The 17,298-nt window shown below is 58.4% G+C and carries 27 protein-coding genes and 1 tRNA gene; 11 read left to right on the top strand and 17 right to left on the bottom strand.

What is annotated here, in order from left to right; translation table 11 throughout:
- Nucleotides 1-185: 185 nt before the first annotated feature.
- Together SynMINOS11_RS08995 and SynMINOS11_RS12985 are read left to right on the top strand one after the other, a co-directional pair.
- Entirely contained in the window at nt 186-422 is a 237-nt protein-coding gene (locus SynMINOS11_RS08995; protein ID WP_011936198.1) for a hypothetical protein, read from the top strand.
- Between the two features lie 115 nt (nt 423-537).
- Nucleotides 538-672, top strand: coding sequence for a hypothetical protein (locus SynMINOS11_RS12985; protein WP_255445369.1), 135 nt, complete (start codon nt 538-540; stop codon nt 670-672).
- Here the strand turns inward: SynMINOS11_RS12985 and SynMINOS11_RS08990 are convergent.
- Complete coding sequence (locus tag SynMINOS11_RS08990) at nt 658-972, bottom strand: gamma-glutamylcyclotransferase family protein (RefSeq protein WP_186548049.1); 315 nt, start codon at nt 970-972, stop codon at nt 658-660. The two genes, SynMINOS11_RS12985 and SynMINOS11_RS08990, sit on opposite strands and share 15 nt — an antisense overlap.
- Between SynMINOS11_RS08990 and SynMINOS11_RS08985 the strand changes: the two genes are divergently transcribed.
- The 3 genes from SynMINOS11_RS08985 to SynMINOS11_RS08975 all read left to right on the top strand — a co-directional run bounded on the left by SynMINOS11_RS08985 (nt 971) and on the right by SynMINOS11_RS08975 (nt 2,919).
- The gene (locus tag SynMINOS11_RS08985; protein WP_186550807.1) at nt 971-2,059 is read left to right on the top strand and encodes a DUF819 family protein; all 1,089 of its coding nucleotides are present in this window, start codon (nt 971-973) and stop codon (nt 2,057-2,059) included. The two genes, SynMINOS11_RS08990 and SynMINOS11_RS08985, sit on opposite strands and share 2 nt — an antisense overlap.
- Nucleotides 2,060-2,292: 233 nt before the next feature.
- On the top strand, nt 2,293-2,463 hold the full coding sequence (locus SynMINOS11_RS08980; RefSeq protein WP_186548047.1) for a hypothetical protein: 171 nt from the start codon (nt 2,293-2,295) through the stop codon (nt 2,461-2,463).
- A gap of 126 nt (nt 2,464-2,589) precedes the next feature.
- Complete coding sequence (locus SynMINOS11_RS08975) at nt 2,590-2,919, top strand: hypothetical protein (RefSeq protein ID WP_186548045.1); 330 nt, start codon at nt 2,590-2,592, stop codon at nt 2,917-2,919.
- Nucleotides 2,920-2,974: 55 nt separating this feature from the next.
- Here SynMINOS11_RS08975 and SynMINOS11_RS08970 read toward each other — a convergent pair whose 3' ends face one another.
- Complete coding sequence (locus tag SynMINOS11_RS08970; RefSeq protein WP_186548043.1) at nt 2,975-3,232, bottom strand: hypothetical protein; 258 nt, start codon at nt 3,230-3,232, stop codon at nt 2,975-2,977.
- On the opposite strand from SynMINOS11_RS08970, the gene SynMINOS11_RS08965 reads away from it, so the two are divergent.
- Nucleotides 3,216-3,401: a hypothetical protein gene (locus SynMINOS11_RS08965; protein ID WP_186548041.1), complete on the top strand. Its 186-nt coding sequence runs from the start codon at nt 3,216-3,218 to the stop codon at nt 3,399-3,401. The genes SynMINOS11_RS08970 and SynMINOS11_RS08965 overlap by 17 nt on opposite strands.
- Before the next feature lie 392 nt (nt 3,402-3,793).
- Here the strand turns inward: SynMINOS11_RS08965 and SynMINOS11_RS08960 are convergent, their stop codons facing one another.
- The 6 genes from SynMINOS11_RS08960 to SynMINOS11_RS08935 all read right to left on the bottom strand — a co-directional run bounded on the left by SynMINOS11_RS08960 (nt 3,794) and on the right by SynMINOS11_RS08935 (nt 6,045).
- Nucleotides 3,794-3,991: a hypothetical protein gene (locus SynMINOS11_RS08960; RefSeq protein WP_186548039.1), complete on the bottom strand. Its 198-nt coding sequence runs from the start codon at nt 3,989-3,991 to the stop codon at nt 3,794-3,796.
- A 404-nt stretch (nt 3,992-4,395) separates the two neighbouring features.
- On the bottom strand, nt 4,396-4,575 hold the full coding sequence (locus tag SynMINOS11_RS08955) for a hypothetical protein (RefSeq protein ID WP_043737153.1): 180 nt from the start codon (nt 4,573-4,575) through the stop codon (nt 4,396-4,398).
- A gap of 84 nt (nt 4,576-4,659) precedes the next feature.
- Nucleotides 4,660-4,833: a hypothetical protein gene (locus SynMINOS11_RS08950; protein WP_186548037.1), complete on the bottom strand. Its 174-nt coding sequence runs from the start codon at nt 4,831-4,833 to the stop codon at nt 4,660-4,662.
- Nucleotides 4,834-4,917: 84 nt separating this feature from the next.
- Nucleotides 4,918-5,220 (bottom strand): hypothetical protein, encoded by a 303-nt coding sequence (locus SynMINOS11_RS08945; protein ID WP_186548036.1) that lies wholly within the window; start codon nt 5,218-5,220, stop codon nt 4,918-4,920.
- A 68-nt stretch (nt 5,221-5,288) separates the two neighbouring features.
- Nucleotides 5,289-5,564 (bottom strand): hypothetical protein, encoded by a 276-nt coding sequence (locus SynMINOS11_RS08940; RefSeq protein WP_186548034.1) that lies wholly within the window; start codon nt 5,562-5,564, stop codon nt 5,289-5,291.
- A 175-nt stretch (nt 5,565-5,739) separates the two neighbouring features.
- Nucleotides 5,740-6,045, bottom strand: a complete 306-nt coding sequence (locus SynMINOS11_RS08935) for a hypothetical protein (RefSeq protein ID WP_050815481.1) — start codon at nt 6,043-6,045, stop codon at nt 5,740-5,742.
- A 119-nt stretch (nt 6,046-6,164) separates the two neighbouring features.
- On the opposite strand from SynMINOS11_RS08935, the gene SynMINOS11_RS08930 reads away from it, so the two are divergent.
- Complete coding sequence (locus SynMINOS11_RS08930; RefSeq protein ID WP_186548032.1) at nt 6,165-6,356, top strand: hypothetical protein; 192 nt, start codon at nt 6,165-6,167, stop codon at nt 6,354-6,356.
- Nucleotides 6,357-6,989: 633 nt separating this feature from the next.
- Nucleotides 6,990-7,346, top strand: coding sequence for a hypothetical protein (locus SynMINOS11_RS08925; protein ID WP_186548030.1), 357 nt, complete (start codon nt 6,990-6,992; stop codon nt 7,344-7,346).
- A gap of 28 nt (nt 7,347-7,374) precedes the next feature.
- Here SynMINOS11_RS08925 and SynMINOS11_RS08920 read toward each other — a convergent pair whose 3' ends face one another.
- On the bottom strand, nt 7,375-7,581 hold the full coding sequence (locus SynMINOS11_RS08920) for a hypothetical protein (RefSeq protein WP_186548028.1): 207 nt from the start codon (nt 7,579-7,581) through the stop codon (nt 7,375-7,377).
- Nucleotides 7,582-8,016: 435 nt separating this feature from the next.
- Here SynMINOS11_RS08920 and SynMINOS11_RS08915 point away from each other — a divergent pair, with 435 nt between their 5' ends.
- Nucleotides 8,017-8,271 (top strand): hypothetical protein, encoded by a 255-nt coding sequence (locus SynMINOS11_RS08915; protein ID WP_186548026.1) that lies wholly within the window; start codon nt 8,017-8,019, stop codon nt 8,269-8,271.
- A 20-nt stretch (nt 8,272-8,291) separates the two neighbouring features.
- Here the strand turns inward: SynMINOS11_RS08915 and SynMINOS11_RS08910 are convergent, their stop codons facing one another.
- A complete protein-coding gene (locus SynMINOS11_RS08910; protein WP_186548024.1) occupies nt 8,292-8,684 on the bottom strand; it encodes a putative quinol monooxygenase in 393 nt (130 codons plus the stop codon).
- A 241-nt stretch (nt 8,685-8,925) separates the two neighbouring features.
- Nucleotides 8,926-9,069, bottom strand: a complete 144-nt coding sequence (locus SynMINOS11_RS08905; RefSeq protein ID WP_186548023.1) for a hypothetical protein — start codon at nt 9,067-9,069, stop codon at nt 8,926-8,928.
- A gap of 827 nt (nt 9,070-9,896) precedes the next feature.
- On the opposite strand from SynMINOS11_RS08905, the gene SynMINOS11_RS08900 reads away from it, so the two are divergent.
- Nucleotides 9,897-10,610, top strand: a complete 714-nt coding sequence (locus SynMINOS11_RS08900) for an SDR family oxidoreductase (protein ID WP_186548021.1) — start codon at nt 9,897-9,899, stop codon at nt 10,608-10,610.
- 300 nt (nt 10,611-10,910) lie between these two features.
- Here the strand turns inward: SynMINOS11_RS08900 and SynMINOS11_RS08895 are convergent, their stop codons facing one another.
- The 5 genes from SynMINOS11_RS08895 to argF all read right to left on the bottom strand — a co-directional run bounded on the left by SynMINOS11_RS08895 (nt 10,911) and on the right by argF (nt 14,216).
- Entirely contained in the window at nt 10,911-11,147 is a 237-nt protein-coding gene (locus tag SynMINOS11_RS08895) for a hypothetical protein (RefSeq protein WP_186548019.1), read from the bottom strand.
- 45 nt (nt 11,148-11,192) lie between these two features.
- Nucleotides 11,193-12,248 carry a fatty acid desaturase gene (locus SynMINOS11_RS08890; RefSeq protein WP_186548017.1) on the bottom strand — a complete coding sequence of 352 codons (1,056 nt, stop codon included), beginning with the start codon at nt 12,246-12,248 and terminating at the stop codon, nt 11,193-11,195.
- 244 nt (nt 12,249-12,492) lie between these two features.
- Nucleotides 12,493-12,565 (bottom strand) — tRNA-Ala (locus SynMINOS11_RS08885).
- Between the two features lie 41 nt (nt 12,566-12,606).
- The gene (lexA, locus tag SynMINOS11_RS08880; protein WP_011936172.1) at nt 12,607-13,221 is read right to left on the bottom strand and encodes a transcriptional repressor LexA; all 615 of its coding nucleotides are present in this window, start codon (nt 13,219-13,221) and stop codon (nt 12,607-12,609) included.
- 56 nt (nt 13,222-13,277) lie between these two features.
- Nucleotides 13,278-14,216, bottom strand: coding sequence for an ornithine carbamoyltransferase (argF, locus tag SynMINOS11_RS08875; protein WP_186548015.1), 939 nt, complete (start codon nt 14,214-14,216; stop codon nt 13,278-13,280).
- Between the two features lie 114 nt (nt 14,217-14,330).
- Here argF and SynMINOS11_RS08870 point away from each other — a divergent pair, with 114 nt between their 5' ends.
- Nucleotides 14,331-15,335: a hypothetical protein gene (locus SynMINOS11_RS08870; RefSeq protein WP_186548013.1), complete on the top strand. Its 1,005-nt coding sequence runs from the start codon at nt 14,331-14,333 to the stop codon at nt 15,333-15,335.
- 1 nt (nt 15,336) lies between these two features.
- On the opposite strand, the gene ftsH is transcribed toward SynMINOS11_RS08870, so the two are convergent.
- Nucleotides 15,337-17,217, bottom strand: a complete 1,881-nt coding sequence (gene ftsH / locus SynMINOS11_RS08865) for an ATP-dependent zinc metalloprotease FtsH (RefSeq protein WP_186548011.1) — start codon at nt 17,215-17,217, stop codon at nt 15,337-15,339.
- Between the last annotated feature and the right edge of the window lie 81 nt (nt 17,218-17,298).

The following is a 17,298-nucleotide window of genomic DNA, read 5'->3' as shown; positions in this document are numbered from 1 at the left end:
TGGCCGTTATTGATGAGGGGAAGATGTTATTTATTCATTCTCAAAATTAAATCAATAGGCCATTTTTTGTTCCAAAAAGAGTCGGTTTGTTGGTACTTTTTGGCTGAATCTGAAGAGATTCCTGCGGATTAAGCGATGGCGCGAGCGATTGTTTTCACGATGTTGGGAGAATTCACATTCGACCCATGCGTGCCGCTCTGCTCGCTTCCGCTGCACTCCTCGGCTCTGCCGCTGTGCTGCCCGCCACCGCTGCTGAAGTTCTCAAAAATGAGAAGTATGGCAACGACGAGGCTGGTGTGGTGCTGACCTGCTACACCCCTGATGACAGTGGCATCAGTGGTGACTGCCAGTACTACGCCCTCTACCTCGAACCCGTCATCCGCTTCACTGAGTACCGTCGCGCTGTGCGTGGCCTGTGGTGATCAATCAATGCTTTTAAAGCATTGATTTCAGCTGATTGTTGACAACCAAGGGGCGGAGCCAGGGTTCACTTGGCTCCGCTTTTTGCTTTCTATTTTTTCTGTTTTGACTCTTGCCATGGACCGTCGCCACTGGATCTTGTTGATTGTGGCGCTGGCCTGCATTGCAGCGCTGGGAGCTTGGATCGTGGAGCTCGACTGGGGCCTTTCCGAATCGATGGATCCAGCACCTGCCACCTCACAGCCCCGCTGAGGGGTGCATGTAAACCCACACCTGGCGGCCATCGCGCAGCTGCCGCTGCAGCCGGATGTAGTCGTTGGGGACGCCTTCATAGGCATCGAGCTGTGCCATCAGCGCTGGATCGACTCGGTAGACCTCGCCATCGATGGCTTGATCGCCGCTCCAGAGCATCGGATAGCCCTCAAAGCGGCCCAGTCGCACACCATCAAGCCATCCATCGCTCTGGCGCTCAGCCCCTGCCAGCAGATGATGGGCGGATCGGCCTGATTTCAGGCTGCCGTAGACAAAGATCTGCTCAAAGGAGGTGGCCATGGCGGCTGCGGTGTTGGTGATCCTGCTGTTGACAGCGCTGGGCTGGTGGTTGAGCCGCTCCACAGCCTGGGGCCGTCAGCTCGGCATGACCATGGTGGTGCTGCTGATCGGGCTGTTGGTCACCAACATCAGCGGCTGGCAGCCCAGTAAGGCAGCAGCAGGTTGGATCAGCGGACCGCTCACCTCCTTGGCCATCGCTCAGTTGCTGCTGGCGGTGGATCTGCGTCGGGTGTGGCCCGATGCCCGGCGCCTGTTAACGCCCTTTGCTGCTTCGGTGCTGCTCACCTTGGTGGCTGTGCTGCTGGGCGGGCTGGTGTTCGGGTCTTGGCTGGGGGCTGAGCGCAGCATCTTGGCGGGGGTGTTCACCGCCACCTTCACCGGCGGCAGCCTCAATTTCGTTTCGGTGGCACGCACCCTTCAGCCGCCGGAATCGCTGCTGCTGGTGGCCACTGCTGCCGACCATGTGGTGTTTGCGATTTGGTTTGCCGTCAGCCTGTGGCTGGGGCAGCGGGGCAGCCGCCCGGAGCCTGAAACTCCTGCGCCAACGCCTGCTGCTGCCACCAATCAGGGTGCGGCTGCCTATGGCTTGGCCTTGCTGTGGGGGCTTGGTGTGCTGCTGGCATCTCAGCTGGTGGGCCTTGCGCTGCCAGCGGTGCCTTCGATCTTGGTGCTCACCACAACGGCCTTGATTGCCGCGCAGCTGCCTTGGGGGCCATCGCGGCGGGGCTGCTACGACGAAGGCTTGCTGTTGATCCAGCCGTTTTTCACCGTGATCGGCTTGAGCTCGCCCGTGGGCGGGCTGCTGGGCGAGGGGCTGCCGGTGTTGATCTATGCCGCATGGATCGTGGCGTTGCAGGCGGCGGCTTTGCTGCTGCTGCGCCGTTGGCGCCGTTGGCCCTTGGCTGAAACCTTGGTCGCTTCGCAAGCAGCGATTGGCGGGCCCAGCACGGCCCTGGCCTTGGCCACTTCGTTGAAGCGCGGCGAACTGGCGCTGCCGGCTGTGGCGATTGGCTTGTTGGGCTATTTGGTGGGCACCTATCTGGGTTTAATCGCCAGTGCTGTGCTGTTCACCCCAGCAGCGCTTTAGGGCCGTTGAGCTGATGGCGAAACGCAAGCCTCAAAAGAAACCAGCGATGAGCCGGGCCACCATGGCCTTGATTGTGTTGCAGGTGCTCACCGTGCTGGCCCTGCTGTGGTTCAAAGGTGGCCAGCTCTTGTAGGCCTTGCCGCTTTGGTCCTTTTGGGGGATCACAGCTTTGAGGTTTTCGCTGATCTTGGATCCAGGAGCGAAAAGCCGTCGCTGGGCTTTTCAAATCATCCATGGAACGGCTCAAGCAGGAGCTGAAGGGGCTCAAATGCCTCATCGACGAGCAACAGCAACCGGCTGAAGCGTTGATTCGCCGCTGGCTCAAGCAACGAGACCCCAACTTCACCGCCGCTGAAGTCGACGAGCACGTGCAGCTTGTGAAGCGGGAGCTGGCGCAGTTGTGATCAACGGCGCTGCAGTGCTTCTCAGTGATGGCTCGTCTTCAACTGCTCAGGCGAAATTCGCAAAACCGAACCGGCCAGGCCGGTTCTCGGGCTGACGCACTTTTAACCAGTGCCTTTAGGAAAGAGATGTCGTTTGAAATAACTCCCATGCGCAACCGAGTTCTTCCCATTGCCCTTGGCGCCGCTGTTGCTGTTGTCAGCCTCGGTGCGATCGCGATTCCCGCAGCCAACGCCCAGCAAATGGTGGTGGTTCGTCCTGCTCGCCACCATCACCATCACCGCGGTAACTGGAATGTTCCCCCTGCTGCAGCTGCCATGGCTGGAGCCGGCATTTTGCTGAATGGCATCGCCCACATGGAGCAGGCCCAGCAGCCGGTGGTGTATCAACAGCCCGTTGTCTACCAACAGCCGGTGTATGCCCAGCCCCCGGCGGTCATGGCTCCTGCGGGTTGGTGATGCATCGCCCACCAGCTGTGGGCATCAACGCAAAGCAACAAAGCCCTGGCTCTGCTCAGGGTTTTGTTGTTGGTGGAGTCTTGTTTTGTTTTGAGATGGCTTTCGCTTGCTCCTCTAGGGCTGTGATTTGCTCGCTGCTCAGCTGCTGTTGGCCTGAGTTCATCATCTCCGTGTAGGAGAAGGCCCGCCGCTTGGCTGGCTGCTGATCGGGGTTGGTCATGGCTTGGAGATACAACGCAATAAAGCTTGCATTCCTTGGTGTGGAAGTCAGATTGAAAGCACGAATGGGCCGAGGTATGGAGCGCACGTTCATCTCGAGTACCAAAGCTCACTCCCTGGCCTATCGCTCGCTGCCAAGCGATCGAATGAGCCGTAGCCCGGTTTATCTCTCCACCTACCTCTCACGCCTGATGCGCTCTGTTTTGCGCATGTCCAAGGCGGTCTTGGGGTGGTGGATCAACCTGGTGTTGAGCCTGTTTTGAGCGTTTAGGCGCTCAAGCCAAAGGCGGCAACGAGTTCACGCACTGACGCTGCGCTCAGTGTTGACGTTGAAGATGAGGGCGACGTTGCAGGTTGCTGAGAGGGCCTCCAGGTTGAGCCCGGTGAGCAACGCGTTGGGGGGTTGAGCCAAGTGCTTCTCACTGCTTTTTCCGCGGGAGATACCACCATCAAGCAACTTGGCTTGGGTTTCCGTTAGTGCTGAACAGACGCAGATTGGACTGTCCTGATGCGGCTCAATCGTCGCTGGAGCGGCGAGCTCTCCAGATGTTGACCACAGCGATGGAGATCAGCAGCAACCCGAGATCCCAGGCGAGCGAGGGCAGAAGCATCGATGGGCTGCGGTGAGGCCGACCCTAGTGGCGATCTTGAGGGATCAGGGCAGCTCGATGGGGATGTAGCAGCGGCGGCGCAGCTGATTCACCAAAGCAGAGCCCGCTTCTGTGCGGTATTTCTCTTTGAGCCGCTCCACCATGGCCTGATCGGCGTAGGCGTCGGTGACCAGGTCGAGGGCGAAGTCGATCAGTTCAGCTTCTTCGGCGCTGAGCCGCACATCCACAAACGTCTCTGCCATGGGTCACCAACCATCAAGCCCCATCGTGCCTGGGCATGGGTTAGAGCTCCATGGGTTTGCGGCGGTTCAGGTAGGCCACAAACAGCAGCAAGACACCAAGGGAGATGAGGGGTTCCACAGATTGTTTGGCGGCTCACTTTGATCTTTTCTGCTGCTGAGCTGCTTTGGAGGGTGGTTTGGCTGATGAGTGTCTGAGAACTGCCTAATGACTCGTTGTTCGCTCGTTTGGGGGATCCGCAAACCCCACCACTGCGGCGAAGTTGAAGTCAGAGATTCAACCAACCAGCCATGGCCCTGATCGCTTTTATTGCCGGTGCTGTTGTCGCGTTGATTCTGCGCACACTCATCCGCGCAATGGCCGATGACGATGCTCGCGCCTTGATCTTGCGCTGGGCCTGATGCCCTCAGGCTGCCATCTGCTTTTGGGCCACTTGGCTGATGCGAATCAGAGTGTCGCTCACATCGGCAGGCAGCGGGTTGGTTTCGTTGGTCTCGGGGTCAGGGCTTTCCGCCGCGATCCGCAACCGATCCACAGCGAAGTGGATCACATGCCAATCCAGGGGGGTCAGCTCAGAAGCGCTCACGAATCTGACCAACCAAGGGCACACAATTTATTGACTTTCCTGCTGTTGTGCAGGAATTCATAACTATGAAACGGCCAAGACGGCTTAGCTCTGGGCGCTCAGGTGCTCTTTTCTGGCTTCCAGTTTGCTGAGCTGCCGGGTGGCTTCCATGCCCAGCTCACTGGCAGCGCCATGGGTCAGCAGGCGCAGGCGCCAGCGATCCATCATCTTGTCGATGACTTGGATATCGATAGAGGTATTGGCTTGATCTGCATCCATGCCTCGAAACCTAATGGCCTTGGTCTGCAGAAAGCTCGCTTTCGAGCTGAATCTCTTTTCTGGCTGGGGAATGCTTATTCCTTCTTAAGCCCCAGCTGCGGTTGCCTTTTCTTTGGCCTCGCGTTTGCCTTGCTCCCATTTCTGCTGGGCCAGCAGACCAAGGGCCTCCATCTCTTGTGATTCCTCTGGAGTCAGGGAATCGCTGATCTCCATCACCTCAGCGGCCTTTGGGCCATAGATCAGCAGGGCACCAAGCACGCTGAATCCATATTCAGCCCAAAGGTTGGCCGGGTCCCCGGTGGCATCCTTTTGCACTTTCCAGCCATCGGATGGGGTCATCCATTCGATCGTTTTGCGGATCTCACTGAGATCCATGTGGTTCGACATGGTGCCGCTCCAGCTAGCGATAAAAGTAGAGACGGCGACTGCTCATCGCACGGCACCTCCTTTTTTGTTCATCTCAGCGGGCTGATCTTGCGCCCCATGGCATTGAACTGTTGCCCTTCCCAAATGAATTGCTGCAGCGAGTGGCCGGTGCGCTGCGCGTGAAAGCGGAGGTGTGAGGCCACATGGCCAGGGCTATCTGCTTTGGCTGGCGGAATGAGCTGCTTGCTCCAGGCCAGGTAATCGTCTTCTGGTGGGTTTCCAGGACCCTTGAACTGCGCTTGCGCGAAATATTCGGTGTTGGGGTCCAGATGAATCATGCCTTCATGGTGGCGGCAGATGGTCATGCCAGCATTCGATCCCGCGCTGTTGCGCCTCGATTCCGCTGCTCTGCTCAAGGAGCTCTCCGCCGCTTTGGCCCGGCAGACCGTCAGCTCTCAGCCGGGCGTCTATGTCGAGATCAAGTCGATTGGAGCGTTGAAGCCTGCGGCGATGACGTCGGCGTTTTGCGAGTTGATCGAATCAAGCGCTTTCGTCCAACGGCTCACGCACTTTCTTCACGGCCAGGCCTGCTTCGGTGGCAGTGCCTCCTGCCAGGAGCAGCAGGCCGATGAGGCCCACCAATTGGTTCTGAGCTTCAGCGGCTGGTTCAGCGTCTTGCCCCAGCACCGCGCCGGCAACAAACCAGGCGGTCGCCAAAGCTGAGGTGATCCAATAGGCCTTCCAACGGCGCTGGTAGAGATAGCCAGCCCCTAAACCGGGGATCACATTGAGAAGCACCGCCACCCAGCCAGCGGAGGCGGCCAAAATCTGTTCGCGGCTGGGCATGGCAATAGGCGTTGCTCTTGCGGCCATCTTGATTGATTTGGAGCTCAACTCGATCTGACCGTTGCCGTGCCCCGTTGCCGATTCCGCGTCGTTAGCGTCCCACCAACAGTGAGTTGTTGATGGCCTGGTGGGTGGCGCGTTTTGAGTGCGGTGATGAATTGGAAGTCAGCACCACAACGCAGGACAAAACGGCTGCTTGGGAGAAGGTGAGAGGGATGTTCCCCAATAAAGAACTGGTGGTGCTGATGGCTGAAGGTGAAGGGGATCCATCGCAAGAACTCACCCTCGAGCAGTGGGGCTACCGCAGTTGAGCCTGTGGCTCAGTCTTCCCTGAGGCGTTGTGCGCGCCAGATGTTGACGACGGCAATCGAAATCAGCAACAACCCAAGATCCAGAGGCAAAGAGGGAAGGATCATCCGGGCGCTTCAGTGGCGGTGACCCTAAGCGCAAAAAAAGACCCCCTGGAGCTCGACATCCAGAGGGACTTGCATCCGACTCGCTCACGTCGATCAGCTCATGCGATCTGATCTGCAGCCATGCTCGCTACGGCGGCTTGAGGTTGATAGGGGAGAGGACCGAACGGACGTGGGCGGTTCTCCGCTGCCCAGGCTTCATGGGTTGGTCATCATGCCCGCAGTTGTTGTCCTGGCCCAATGCGCTTGCTGCTTTCGGTTGCTGCTGCCGCATCCCTGGTGATCGCAGCACCTGGCCAGGCTCAGGTTTGCCGGGGTCATACAGGCTGGGCGGCGATGGGCTACCGGCAAGGAATCGCGATGCGATGGTTCCAGGAGCACGGCCGCACAGTGGGCCCGGACGATGCAGAGAGAGCCTGCAACAACAACGCCGAATGCAGGGACTACCTCCAGCAACGCTGCGCTTACCAGTGAGTGCACTCCGCCGGATCCAAGCAGGCGTTTCAGTGCCCTCAATGGGTGGCTCTTTGAATGCCCTTGGTCCCTGTAGTGCAAGAAATCAGCCAGGAGCGCAGGGGAACCATCAAAGCCCGCCAGGCTTTTGGTATGGATCAACCGGATCTGCCACAGAACGAAGCGGATGTGCAGGCCATGGCCCTGGCTGCACACCTGCTGTATGACCGGTTGCAGGCCCTTTCGCGCCATTGCTCAGACATTGAGGCTTTGAAGCTGGAACTGGCGACAGATATGGACCATGTGTCGCCGGAAGTTCGCAATCTGCTCGGTCTGGCAACGATCGATCTGATGGCCAGCGCGAATCAGGTGGCAGCCAGCGTTGCTGATGCGGTGTTGGGCCATGAAATGACCGAGCCTGCTTCCGAGGACTGAACGATTGGCTTTCAAGCTCTTAAGGAGCTCAGGCGGCCAGATCGCTGAGTTGCATCCGTTGGGAAACGCTCAGCAGTTTTGGAGGGACTTGGCGTAGAAGCTCCATCTCAGCCTGCTCAGAGAGGGCGGCGTGAATGGTTGTTCCGTCGGTGTTGGTGTAGCTGAAAACGTCTTCTGGAGCCGCTTCGGTATCGATATCGATCAGGCTTCCGTCGCGCAGCAGGAATTTCGTCATAGCTCTCCAGCAACCGCCATAGGAAACCCCGAAGTGCTTGAACGTGCCACCCGATGTGTGAGCTTGCGCAATCGGCGCGACTGCCTTGATCAACCTGATCAAGAGAGCGCAAAACCGAACACCCGTTGTGCGGTTTGAGGTATCGACTCGCGAGTGCTTTCGGCGTAGATCAAGGTCAGCCGAGAGAAAGAACAATGTCTGCACTCAAACTGATCCGCGAGCGCGCCAAGAAAGCCATCAATCTGGAGGCTGCTCGCAACCTGATGGCCCGCCGTCAACTGGCTGGCGCTTGAAGCGTGATTCCTAAAGCCGTGTCTGCTGAGTGGATCTGAGATGGGGCCTTGTTGATGACGGCGTGCTCGAAGCCGAACCCGAAACGAGCGATGACGGCGGGCCCCCCGATGAATTGATTGTTCTGTGGCCACAATCGGGCTGATGAAACGCTCTTTTCAACAGGCCCTCTCTGGCCCCCTTGGTGTCTGGACTGGTACCGGCCTGGTCGTTGCTGCTGTGGCCATGGCCTTTGTGAATGGCAGCGCCGTTTTGCAGGCGATCCACAGCCCACTGGTCACCAGCGAGCACAAGGCCTGGGCTCAGTGCGTGCTGCGGGTATGGGATGCCAACGAACAGCTGAACATCAACACCGAGTGCGGCGAACGGCCACGCCGCTGGGTCTGGGAAGGCCGCTAAGAGTGATCCCAAGCCACCCATCAGACAACTCGGCTGTAGCCGAGTTTGGTTTGGAAAATTTTCAGCGGTAGGCCGAAGGATTCCATCAATGCCTGGCACTCGCTGCCAACGGTTCCGTACACCTCAACGCTGAAACCATCACCCAGTTCAGCGTGCTTCTGCAGGTATTCCTGCACGGGAGGGTTGCTGACGTGGGCCTCAAAAGCAGCATCGTTCGCATAGACCTCTGACCAGACAAAAGCTTGAGGATCATCTGGATCCTGGTCAAAGGTGTGGTGAAGCATGCCTGGCTCACTGCTCTCGACGGCGGCATCAGTCGCTCGCGCGAGTTCTAAGTAGTCCTCCACACAGCCAGGCTTCACGTGGATTCGTGCCAGCAACATGAAAGGGGTGTTGCTATCGAAGCTGTTCATGCTGGGATGTGGTTGCCTTGGCCCACTGTCCCACTTTTGACGTGACAGAGGTGTGATCTGTTGTGCAACCAATTCCTATCGACTGCAGGCAGTTTTGTTGTTGTTTTGAGTGCAGTGGCGATCGCCACTGCACCGGTAGGTGTTTAAGCAGTCCTATTGCTTCAGCGCATCAGGTGCTGAACGCTGGAAACCATGCCGTTGAAGTCCCAATCCAGCCATCACAGCATTGTGGTGTTGTGATTCAGGCCGCAATCGCCTCTAGTTCATCAGTAATGCCGGGCTCTGCATCAAACAGACCATCTTCCTCGGCGTACCAGTGATCAACGTCTTCCAGTGGGTGAGTCAGATAGTCAGCAAGGGCATCAGACACAAGTGCAATGGTCATCGGAGAACTCTGCAGCTGCACGCTCAACATGACGGGGGCGGCTCTGAAGACAAGGCCAGGGCAAGGGTTCTCCCGATTGGATGCAGGATTGCCGCGCCTGGCGGGTAGACCACCGATGAATGCTGCTGATCAGCGTGCCCTCGGACGTCTTGATCCGCCCCAGCCGGGCAATAGGCCGTATGGCGTGTGTCGAACGAGAGGGTTAACCGCACTGTCTTCAAGCCCGATCCCTAGAGCGATCTGTTTACGGTTGATTGAATAGATCTAAACCAATGTCTACTTGGTGGGTTGCTGAGTTCAAGAACGGCGAAAGGTTCCAGGTTTGCACTGAATCAGAACTCAAATACGAGGCTTGGCAGAAGGTCTCAAGGATGTTCCCAGGACGAGAGCTTGTCTCGATCTGCACTGAGCAAGAAGAGGCTTACTTGCTGGAGACGCTGGGAATGAGGAGCTAACACAACGCCCCTCTGGATCAAAAGGGGGTCTTGCCATCTGAGCAGCGCGCAACACCACCACACAGGTCGTCATTCTTCAACGCATCTCGCAACGGCGGATCTGCTCAGGCTCATTCGAGGCCTCTGCTCATATGACTGAGCCAACCGTTCCCTTGTTCTCCGCCATGGGATAGGAGCGCCCCCTGAGTTCGGCTTTTCTCAGGTTTTTGTCTTTGCCCCGCCTAAGTCAGCGGGGCTTTTTTCTTGCCTGACTCTCCCCCCTAGGCGGGGTATCCCTCCGAGGATTGGGGGCTGGGCATGAAAAAACCTGCCGAAGCAGCCGCAGCGATGGCCAGCTGTGGCCAGCTTTGGAGCTGCAGGACGATGGCAGTCATGGCGGCAGAACTTGTCGTGGTCACAGGCGCTGGGGCTGGGATTGGTCGTGCCCTTGCCGGTGTTTTCTCAGCTGCCGGGCATCCCTGTCTGCTGATTTCTAGACACCTAGAGGCTCATCCAGAACTGGAGGGTCAGCCAGTTCTTTATCGCCAACTTGATGTCAGTGATGCCGATGAACTGGGGGCCGCGATCACGGCTGCAGAAAGCCAGTACGGACCTACGGGATGCCTTATCAATAACGCTGGAATGATCCACATCGGCGGCCTGGAGAGTTTGAGCCTGGCCCAGGTCGCCGAAGAGGTGGACACGATGGTCACTGGGGTGATGAACGGCATTCACCACGTGCTGCCCGGCATGCGTGAACGCAAAGCCGGCACGATCATCAACATCAGCTCGATCGGTGATCGCAAGCCGGCGCCGGGTGCACCGGTGTACCACGCTTGCAAGCACGCCGTGCGCTCCCTCGGCGAGAGCATGAACATGTCGGAGGCCGAGCACAACGTGCGGGTCATCAACGTGGCGCCGGGTCTGATCCGCACGGCCATTCATCAGAAGATGGGGATCAGCTTCGAGCAATACTGCGAGATGCTCGGCAACCCCACCTTCATTAGCCCAGCGGAGCTAGCTGAGATCGTGCTGTTCTGCTGGCAGCAGCCATCCCATATCTGTATTCGCGATATCGCAGTCATGCCGACTGACTGCGCTTTTTAAACGCCTCACTTGCCGTAGAGGTCATAAAAAAGCCCCCCGTATCCGATTAGGGGGCTGTTGTGGTGTCGATCCGCTCCCGAGGTCAGACGGGAGCATCTCCATGAGTGCGTGGGAGACCTTCTAACAATGACCTGATCAAAGGGATTTCCTCTGCCCCCAGATGGGGACGTTTCACGTCAACGGCTAATCAGCTGGTCCCAAACGTCTATCGGCTCGCCAGTGGCAGGTTGCCGCCCAAGATCGTCGCCGCCCAGCCGCTGAAGAGGATGCTTTCTGCGGTGGCTTTTGATTGGGATTGGCTTAACCGCTGAATTTCCACTTGGCGTCTTCCGGGATTTCAGGACCTTTCTTCAAGTCGGCCGGCTCCTGATCGCTGATGCGCCAGCTTGGAACCACGCAGTCTTTGAATTCGCCGTGCTGCAGCGTCACCGCTTCCTGGTGCTCGACGTTATCGGTCGCATAGAACCCACTGCGCCATTCGCCGCCGTCTAGGCCCCCTTTGAACCACACCCAAACTTTCGTGCGGGAATAGCTCATGCGGATTTCTCCAAGCAGCTGACCCTACGGGAAAAAACCTGCATTTCAAGCAGCCGTTGTGGTCGTGAGCTCCAGCTTGTCTCGATCCCAAAGAATGAGCGAGAAGCAGGTTGAAACCTCAGAGAGGCGAAGGCGCCGAACACCACCGAGCAAATGACTATTGGCCTGATGGCACTGACTGAGCCGGTAATTGGGAATTCTCTCGGAGAGGTGATGAATATGGTGATAAGCAATGTCGGCCGTGAACCAGTTCAGAATTGCAGGCATTAGAAGAAAGGAAGAACCTTCGAGAGCTCCCTTGAAGTAACTCCAGTCTTCTTCATTGCTTGTGTAAGACCCTGGAAAGTTGTGCTGAATGAAGAAAACGGCAATCATTAATGCAGCACTTGTGCTCATCACCAAGAAGTAGAGAGTCCAGAAATGGACGTATCCGATCGAACTTCCAGCCCACCACCAAAGCAAAGCAACGCAAATTGTGTTGATCGTGGTGTCAATGGCTTCTCCTTTGGTGTAAAAGAAGTTTGATTTGTGGCCTGCGGCGATTTTGCCGATGTCGGGGAGTTTTCCAGCAAATATGCTTTTAAAGCAAGCGCTGATTGAATGCAATGCAAATTCGAAAAAGCCGAGCAAAAGAGTGGCTCTTGGTTTGATAATCAAGTAGAAAAACCCACCTGGAAACAGCAGCAGTGGATGACGGAGAATCTTGTATAAGCGCTTTGAGGAGTCTGTTTTTTGATCGAACTCCTGACTAGTGATCAGGGCTGAGGGGCCTCTGTAACGGTCCCAATTGCCATTGTGTTTGTGATGAAAAGCATGCCCGCGTGACCATGGATGATGAGGCATCCCATGAATCAAGCTAAGCAAAAATGCCGCCATACGATTTGCGTTCTTGCTTCGAAATAAGCTCTGATGGCCGCAATCATGCATCAGCGAAAAGCTGCGGCTCAAGAAAAGAACAAGCAGCGCGAACAGCGCGGTAGAAATTGCCAATGTCTGTGCGCTTAGAGATTGTGTTGCTACGCCTAGGCCTATTGAAATAGCAACAATAGGAAGAACCGTGCTGATGATTTGCCAAAGGGCGATGCGATCATCGCTCTTCATATAAGCTGCTAACTCGAAATCAATTCGCCTGGGTGATTGTGTTGCTTGCAGCGTTGTTGTAGTTGTATTCAAGGGTCTTCAAAGCCTCATGGGTGAGGCCGTCGTCGACCAATCGAATTACTCTAGGCGAAATATTTGGAATTGATGTCTGTTTTTGGCGGGCAGCCAGGCCGTTGGCTTGCGCCGCGGCGCTGAGCAGTTCAGGCCATCAAAAAACCCAGTCAAAGACTGGGCTTCTATCCAATGGAGCCAAGGAGACTCGAACTCCTGACCCCCTGCATGCCATGCAGGTGCTCTACCAGCTGAGCTATGGCCCCATGTGTGCGAGCAGCGCTCAGCACGTGTGAGAGCTTACACCTCAGACCTGGCGCCAGACGGCCACGAGTTGGCCCTGCACGGTGACCTCTTCGGCGGGCAGGGTGATCGGCTCGTAGTTGGGATTGGCGGCTTCCAGACTCACTTCGCCGCCGCGCAAGTGGAAGTGCTTCAAGGTGGTGCCGCTGCCGGCCACCAGGGCGCTGACGATGGTGCCGGGCTTGAGGCGCGAAGGATCACGCACAGGCTCCATCAGCACCACATCGCCGTCGGCGATGTGGGCATCTTTCATGCTGTCGCCGTTGACGGTGAGCGCAAACAACCCGCGCCGCTCCAGGGTGGGGGCGATGTCGAGGTGCTCTTGCACGTCGTCAAAGGTTTCGATCAGGCCGCCAGCGGCGACAGCGCCGAGCACGGGGATGCCGAGGGAGTCGGCGGCGTCACCCAGCAACTGCAGGGTGCGGGCCTGACCCTCTTGCCAGGTGATCCAGCCCTTTTGCTGCAGGTGGCGCAGGCGGCTCTGGATCGGCGCTGGGGAGCGCAAACCCATGCCCTGCATCATCTGGCGGATGGAGGGGCTGTGACGGTTGTCGGCGATGAATTCAGCCAGCCAGTCGTAGAGCTCTTGCTGGGCGGCGGTCAGGGCCTCAAGGGGCATGGCAGGGGCGTGGGCAACAGCACTAATACATTTGTGCCACTGAAAAGCCGGTTTGTCTACCCCTCGGCGCCCAAAAGTGTTGCCAACAGAGCCTGTTGGGCATGCAAGCGGTTCTCGGCCTGATCAAAGATGCGGCTGGCGGAGCTCTCCATCACCGCGGCGCTGATCTCTTCGCCGCGGTGGGCCGGCAGGCAGTGCAGCACGATCGCCTTGGCATCGGCGTGGCGCATCAGTGATTCATCCACGCAGAAGCCGCGGAAGGCCTGCACGCGGGTGCTCTGCTCTTCTTCTTGACCCATGGAGGCCCACACATCGGTGTACACCGCATGGGCGCCGCGCACGGCTTCTGCGGGGTCTTCGCTGATCACGATCTCGCTGCGGCCGGCAGCGATGGCCTTGGCCTGGGCCACTACTTTTTCGAGGGGATAGAAGCCCGCGGGGCAGCCGATGCGCACGTTGACGCCCAATAGCGCGCCAGCAATCAGCAGTGAATGGGCCACGTTGTTGCCATCGCCCACGTAGGTCATGGTCAGCCCTTCTAGGGAGCCGAAGGCCTCCTGCATGGTCAGGTAATCGGCCAGCGCCTGGCAGGGGTGCTCCAGGTCGGTGAGGGCATTGATGATCGGGATCGAGGCCGCATCGGCGTAGGCCTGCAGATCGCTCTGGGCGAAGGTGCGAATAGCCACGGCGTTGAGGTAGCGGCTCAACACGCGTGCGGTGTCTTTAATCGGTTCACCGCGGCCCACCTGGCTAACCGATGGGTTGAGGTCGATGGTTTGCCCGCCCAGGCGCGCCATCGCCACGGTGAAACTCACCCGCGTGCGGGTGGAGGCCTTGGAAAAAATCAGCCCCAACACCTTGCCGTCGAGGCGCGGGTTGCGGCGTCCTGCCTTGATATCGGCCGCCAGGGTCAACAGCGCCTGGGTTTGGGCGCCATTGAAGTCGGCTGAGGAGAGGAAGTCGTGCCCTTTCAGGGCCGAAAGCTCGGCTGACATCGCCCGGATCCAAACCACACTTATCCGGGATTAGGCCTCATTTCGTCAAGGTCAGAGCAGTACTGCGGCCTTTTGGAAGACAGATCGTTAGTTTCGGTTAGCCGAGCAGCTCTGATGCAGAAGCGCGTGATGGGGCTCTTCCTCGCCCTTGCTGTGCTGCCATTCGGAGCAGGTTCAGCCAAAAGCCAACAACTTGCTCAGATTCAAGCCGGGGGGCGATGCCCTGCCGAAGCTCCGAATCCCTATTGCGGTGGAGGACAGCTCGGCCCTGCAGGTGAGCTCAGTTGCTCACCGTTTCAATACAGGCCTTGGACCTACAACAACGAAAACGGCCCGCCTAACTGGTGCAACGATCCGAAGGTGAGCACTCTGGCTGGAGGTGCCTTTGACACCACGCGGGCTTGGATGCACTTCAAGGACAGCCAAGGCACGCAGGACAGCAGTTATTGGGTCTTTCACGGATGTGATGGTGCCGGGATCATGCCCGACTGCCGCGGAGACGTGAAATTCGTCGAACGCATCTATGAACCTTCCCCAGATCAGTCGACGGTTCACTGCCAGGGCGATATCACCCTTGATCAGGTGCCTGCTCGCAGGAATGACCCTGGCAGTGCCCGAAGGCAGTGCAATTTCAAGCACCCTGGCACTGGCACGATCTACAGCAATTACGAAGCTGGTAACTGGTCTTGGGGGGAGTCGCGCGTCCCGAACTGGATGGTGGCTTCCGGTGCATCAGGTCCCTGGGGACAAAGCGTGGGGCAAATCGTTGCAGGTGTCCCCAACCCCTTTGGACAGCCAGCAATCGTGATGGTTACGTACCCATGGGTTTGCACCGGAGTTGGCTCAGGGGATAACCAGAAGGGTCTGTTTAGTAACCCCGTGACCCCAGGTGCCAAGTGCTACTGGGATAACGAACCGCTCACCGATGGCCGTGGGGGCCGTGGTTATCCGCCGCAGATCCAGCTGTACTGGATGCGTCTGGATAAAGATGGCAATAAAGATCGACTCACCGTTCAGGGGTATTACCTCAGCAGCGCTGGAGGACCACAAATGGTGCCCATGAACGGAGGATCAGCTTGGACGCTCTATCCATGTGAACGCGGTGAGTGCCCCTGGTGAATCAGGCTGCAATGGGCTGCGGGTCAACGCTGCGGGAGAGCAGCTCTTTGAGCTCATCGCCTTCAATCACTTCCTTTTCAAGGATGCGCTGGGCGATGTCCTCGAGCAGCCCGCGGTTGTGGTGAAGGATCTCTAGGGCCTTGTCATGGCCGCGGTCCACCAGGGCGCGCACTTCCTTATCGATCTCCTTGGCGGTGGAGTCGCTCACGGCGCGGCGAGGGTTGTTGCCCTGGCCCAAGAAGCGGCTGCCGCCCTGCTTGTCGTAGGCCAAGGGGCCAAGGGTTTCGCTCATGCCGTAGGTGCCGATCATCTGCTCGGCGATGTCGGTAGCGCGCTGCAGGTCGTTGGCGGCGCCGGTGGTTATTTTCCCGAACACCACCTCTTCCGCTGAGCGTCCGCCCAGCAGGGTGGCGATCTGACCTTGCAGGTCTTCGCGGGAGTTGAGGAAGCGGTCTTCTGTGGGCAGCTGCAGGGTGTAGCCCAGGGCGCTCATGCCGCGCGGCACGATCGAGATCTTGGCCACCTTGCTACCGCCAGGCATCAGGTGACCAACGATGGCGTGGCCCACCTCGTGATACGCCACCACCTTCTTCTCATCGGGTTGCAGCACGCGGCTCTTCTTCTCCAGGCCCGCCACAACGCGCTCGATGGCTTCGTTGAGATCACCCTGTTCAACCGATGTGCGGTTGACGCGGGCGGCCAGTAGCGCCGCTTCATTGACCAGGTTGGCCAGATCAGCGCCGGCAAAGCCGCTGGTGGCAGCAGCGATTTTGTCGAGGTCAACGCCCTCCGAGAGCTTCACCTTCTTGGCGTAGATCTCGAGAATCGTTTTGCGGCCCGAGAGGTCGGGGCGGTCCACCAGCACCTGACGGTCGAAACGGCCGGGGCGCAGCAGCGCGGCATCGAGGGTTTCGGGCTGGTTGGTGGCTGCCAGCACGATCACTGGCTTGTCGGTGGCACTGAAACCATCCATCTCGGTGAGCAGCTGGTTGAGCGTTTGCTCGCGCTCGTCGTTGCCGCCGACCACGCCCATCGAGCCCGAACGGCTCTTGCCGATGGCATCGAGTTCGTCGATGAAGATGATGCAAGGCGCTTTTTTCTTGGCCTCTTCAAACAGGTCGCGAACGCGGGCCGCGCCAGCACCAACAAAGAGCTCAACGAATTCCGAGCCCGAAATGATGAAGAAGGGCACATCGGCCTCACCGGCCACGGCTTTGGAGAGCAGCGTTTTGCCGGTGCCAGGAGGGCCCACCAGCAGCACACCTTTGGGAATGCGGGCCCCGATGGCGGTGTAGCGCTCAGGCTTTTTGAGGAAGTCGACGATCTCGGTGAGTTCGGCTTTGGCTTCATCAACGCCAGCCACATCAGCGAAGGTGACGCGCGATTGCTCATCGGGCACGTAGACCTTGGCCTTGCTCTTGGTGAAGCTCAGGGCACCTTGAGCGCCGCCAGCACCACCCATGGCACGGCGGGCAAAGAACTGCAGCAGCACGATGAAGATCAGTGGCGGCACCACCCAGCTCAAGATCGTGCTGAAGATTCCAGGTTTTTTGGGAGGTGCAGCAGCGAACTCAACGCCGTGCTCTTCGAGGCGCTGAGGCAGCTCCATGTCGAAGATTGGTGTGGTGGCCAGCAGGGCGGGCTGACCTTCTTCAGGGTTGCTGAGCTCGTAGCGGATCTGCTCTTGGGTGATGAAGGCGCGCTTCACCTCGCCATCGTCGACCTGATTAATAAAGAGGGAGTAGGGAACCCGCGGCACCTGCTGCATGCCCTGGCTGGGGAGGAAGCTGCTCAGCAGCAGCAACACGCCCACCCCGATCAACACCAAGTTGACGATCCCGATCTTGCGGCGGGGCTGGTTGTCGTCCTGGCGGATCGGCATGCGCTACTCATGCGTTTGGACCAAGCTAGGCCGCATCTTTGCTTTGGCGTTGGGGTGAGAACCGAACGCTTGTGCTTGCCC

It is taken from the genome of Synechococcus sp. Minos11 (genome assembly GCF_014279855.1).
In the GTDB taxonomy this organism is placed as follows: Bacteria; Cyanobacteriota; Cyanobacteriia; order PCC-6307; family Cyanobiaceae; genus RCC307.
Note: the sequence above shows the minus strand (reverse complement) of the source record. Positions and strands in the feature narration are given on the sequence as shown.

What these genes read in the sequence shown, in the direction of transcription:
- SynMINOS11_RS08985 (WP_186550807.1), top strand. Translation starts at nt 971, where the DNA reads ATGGCGGCTGCGGTGTTGGTGATCCTGCTGTTGACAGCGCTGGGCTGG.
- SynMINOS11_RS08940 (WP_186548034.1), bottom strand. Translation starts at nt 5,564, where the DNA reads ATGACCATCTGCCGCCACCATGAAGGCATGATTCATCTGGACCCCAAC.
- SynMINOS11_RS08920 (WP_186548028.1), bottom strand. Translation starts at nt 7,581, where the DNA reads ATGACGAAATTCCTGCTGCGCGACGGAAGCCTGATCGATATCGATACC.
- SynMINOS11_RS08870 (WP_186548013.1), top strand. Translation starts at nt 14,331, where the DNA reads ATGCAGAAGCGCGTGATGGGGCTCTTCCTCGCCCTTGCTGTGCTGCCA.
- SynMINOS11_RS08950 (WP_186548037.1), bottom strand. Translation starts at nt 4,833, where the DNA reads ATGGATGCAGATCAAGCCAATACCTCTATCGATATCCAAGTCATCGAC.
- SynMINOS11_RS08910 (WP_186548024.1), bottom strand. Translation starts at nt 8,684, where the DNA reads ATGAACAGCTTCGATAGCAACACCCCTTTCATGTTGCTGGCACGAATC.
- argF (WP_186548015.1), bottom strand. Translation starts at nt 14,216, where the DNA reads ATGTCAGCCGAGCTTTCGGCCCTGAAAGGGCACGACTTCCTCTCCTCA.
- ftsH (WP_186548011.1), bottom strand. Translation starts at nt 17,217, where the DNA reads ATGCCGATCCGCCAGGACGACAACCAGCCCCGCCGCAAGATCGGGATC.
- SynMINOS11_RS08915 (WP_186548026.1), top strand. Translation starts at nt 8,017, where the DNA reads ATGAAACGCTCTTTTCAACAGGCCCTCTCTGGCCCCCTTGGTGTCTGG.
- SynMINOS11_RS08980 (WP_186548047.1), top strand. Translation starts at nt 2,293, where the DNA reads ATGGAACGGCTCAAGCAGGAGCTGAAGGGGCTCAAATGCCTCATCGAC.
- SynMINOS11_RS08890 (WP_186548017.1), bottom strand. Translation starts at nt 12,248, where the DNA reads ATGAAGAGCGATGATCGCATCGCCCTTTGGCAAATCATCAGCACGGTT.
- SynMINOS11_RS08900 (WP_186548021.1), top strand. Translation starts at nt 9,897, where the DNA reads ATGGCGGCAGAACTTGTCGTGGTCACAGGCGCTGGGGCTGGGATTGGT.
- SynMINOS11_RS08995 (WP_011936198.1), top strand. Translation starts at nt 186, where the DNA reads ATGCGTGCCGCTCTGCTCGCTTCCGCTGCACTCCTCGGCTCTGCCGCT.
- SynMINOS11_RS08960 (WP_186548039.1), bottom strand. Translation starts at nt 3,991, where the DNA reads ATGGCAGAGACGTTTGTGGATGTGCGGCTCAGCGCCGAAGAAGCTGAA.
- SynMINOS11_RS08930 (WP_186548032.1), top strand. Translation starts at nt 6,165, where the DNA reads ATGGCCTGGTGGGTGGCGCGTTTTGAGTGCGGTGATGAATTGGAAGTC.
- SynMINOS11_RS08905 (WP_186548023.1), bottom strand. Translation starts at nt 9,069, where the DNA reads ATGACCATTGCACTTGTGTCTGATGCCCTTGCTGACTATCTGACTCAC.
- SynMINOS11_RS08945 (WP_186548036.1), bottom strand. Translation starts at nt 5,220, where the DNA reads ATGTCGAACCACATGGATCTCAGTGAGATCCGCAAAACGATCGAATGG.
- SynMINOS11_RS08925 (WP_186548030.1), top strand. Translation starts at nt 6,990, where the DNA reads ATGCCCTTGGTCCCTGTAGTGCAAGAAATCAGCCAGGAGCGCAGGGGA.
- lexA (WP_011936172.1), bottom strand. Translation starts at nt 13,221, where the DNA reads ATGCCCCTTGAGGCCCTGACCGCCGCCCAGCAAGAGCTCTACGACTGG.
- SynMINOS11_RS08935 (WP_050815481.1), bottom strand. Translation starts at nt 6,045, where the DNA reads ATGCCCAGCCGCGAACAGATTTTGGCCGCCTCCGCTGGCTGGGTGGCG.
- SynMINOS11_RS08970 (WP_186548043.1), bottom strand. Translation starts at nt 3,232, where the DNA reads ATGAACGTGCGCTCCATACCTCGGCCCATTCGTGCTTTCAATCTGACT.
- SynMINOS11_RS12985 (WP_255445369.1), top strand. Translation starts at nt 538, where the DNA reads ATGGACCGTCGCCACTGGATCTTGTTGATTGTGGCGCTGGCCTGCATT.
- SynMINOS11_RS08975 (WP_186548045.1), top strand. Translation starts at nt 2,590, where the DNA reads ATGTCGTTTGAAATAACTCCCATGCGCAACCGAGTTCTTCCCATTGCC.
- SynMINOS11_RS08965 (WP_186548041.1), top strand. Translation starts at nt 3,216, where the DNA reads ATGGAGCGCACGTTCATCTCGAGTACCAAAGCTCACTCCCTGGCCTAT.
- SynMINOS11_RS08990 (WP_186548049.1), bottom strand. Translation starts at nt 972, where the DNA reads ATGGCCACCTCCTTTGAGCAGATCTTTGTCTACGGCAGCCTGAAATCA.
- SynMINOS11_RS08895 (WP_186548019.1), bottom strand. Translation starts at nt 11,147, where the DNA reads ATGAGCTATTCCCGCACGAAAGTTTGGGTGTGGTTCAAAGGGGGCCTA.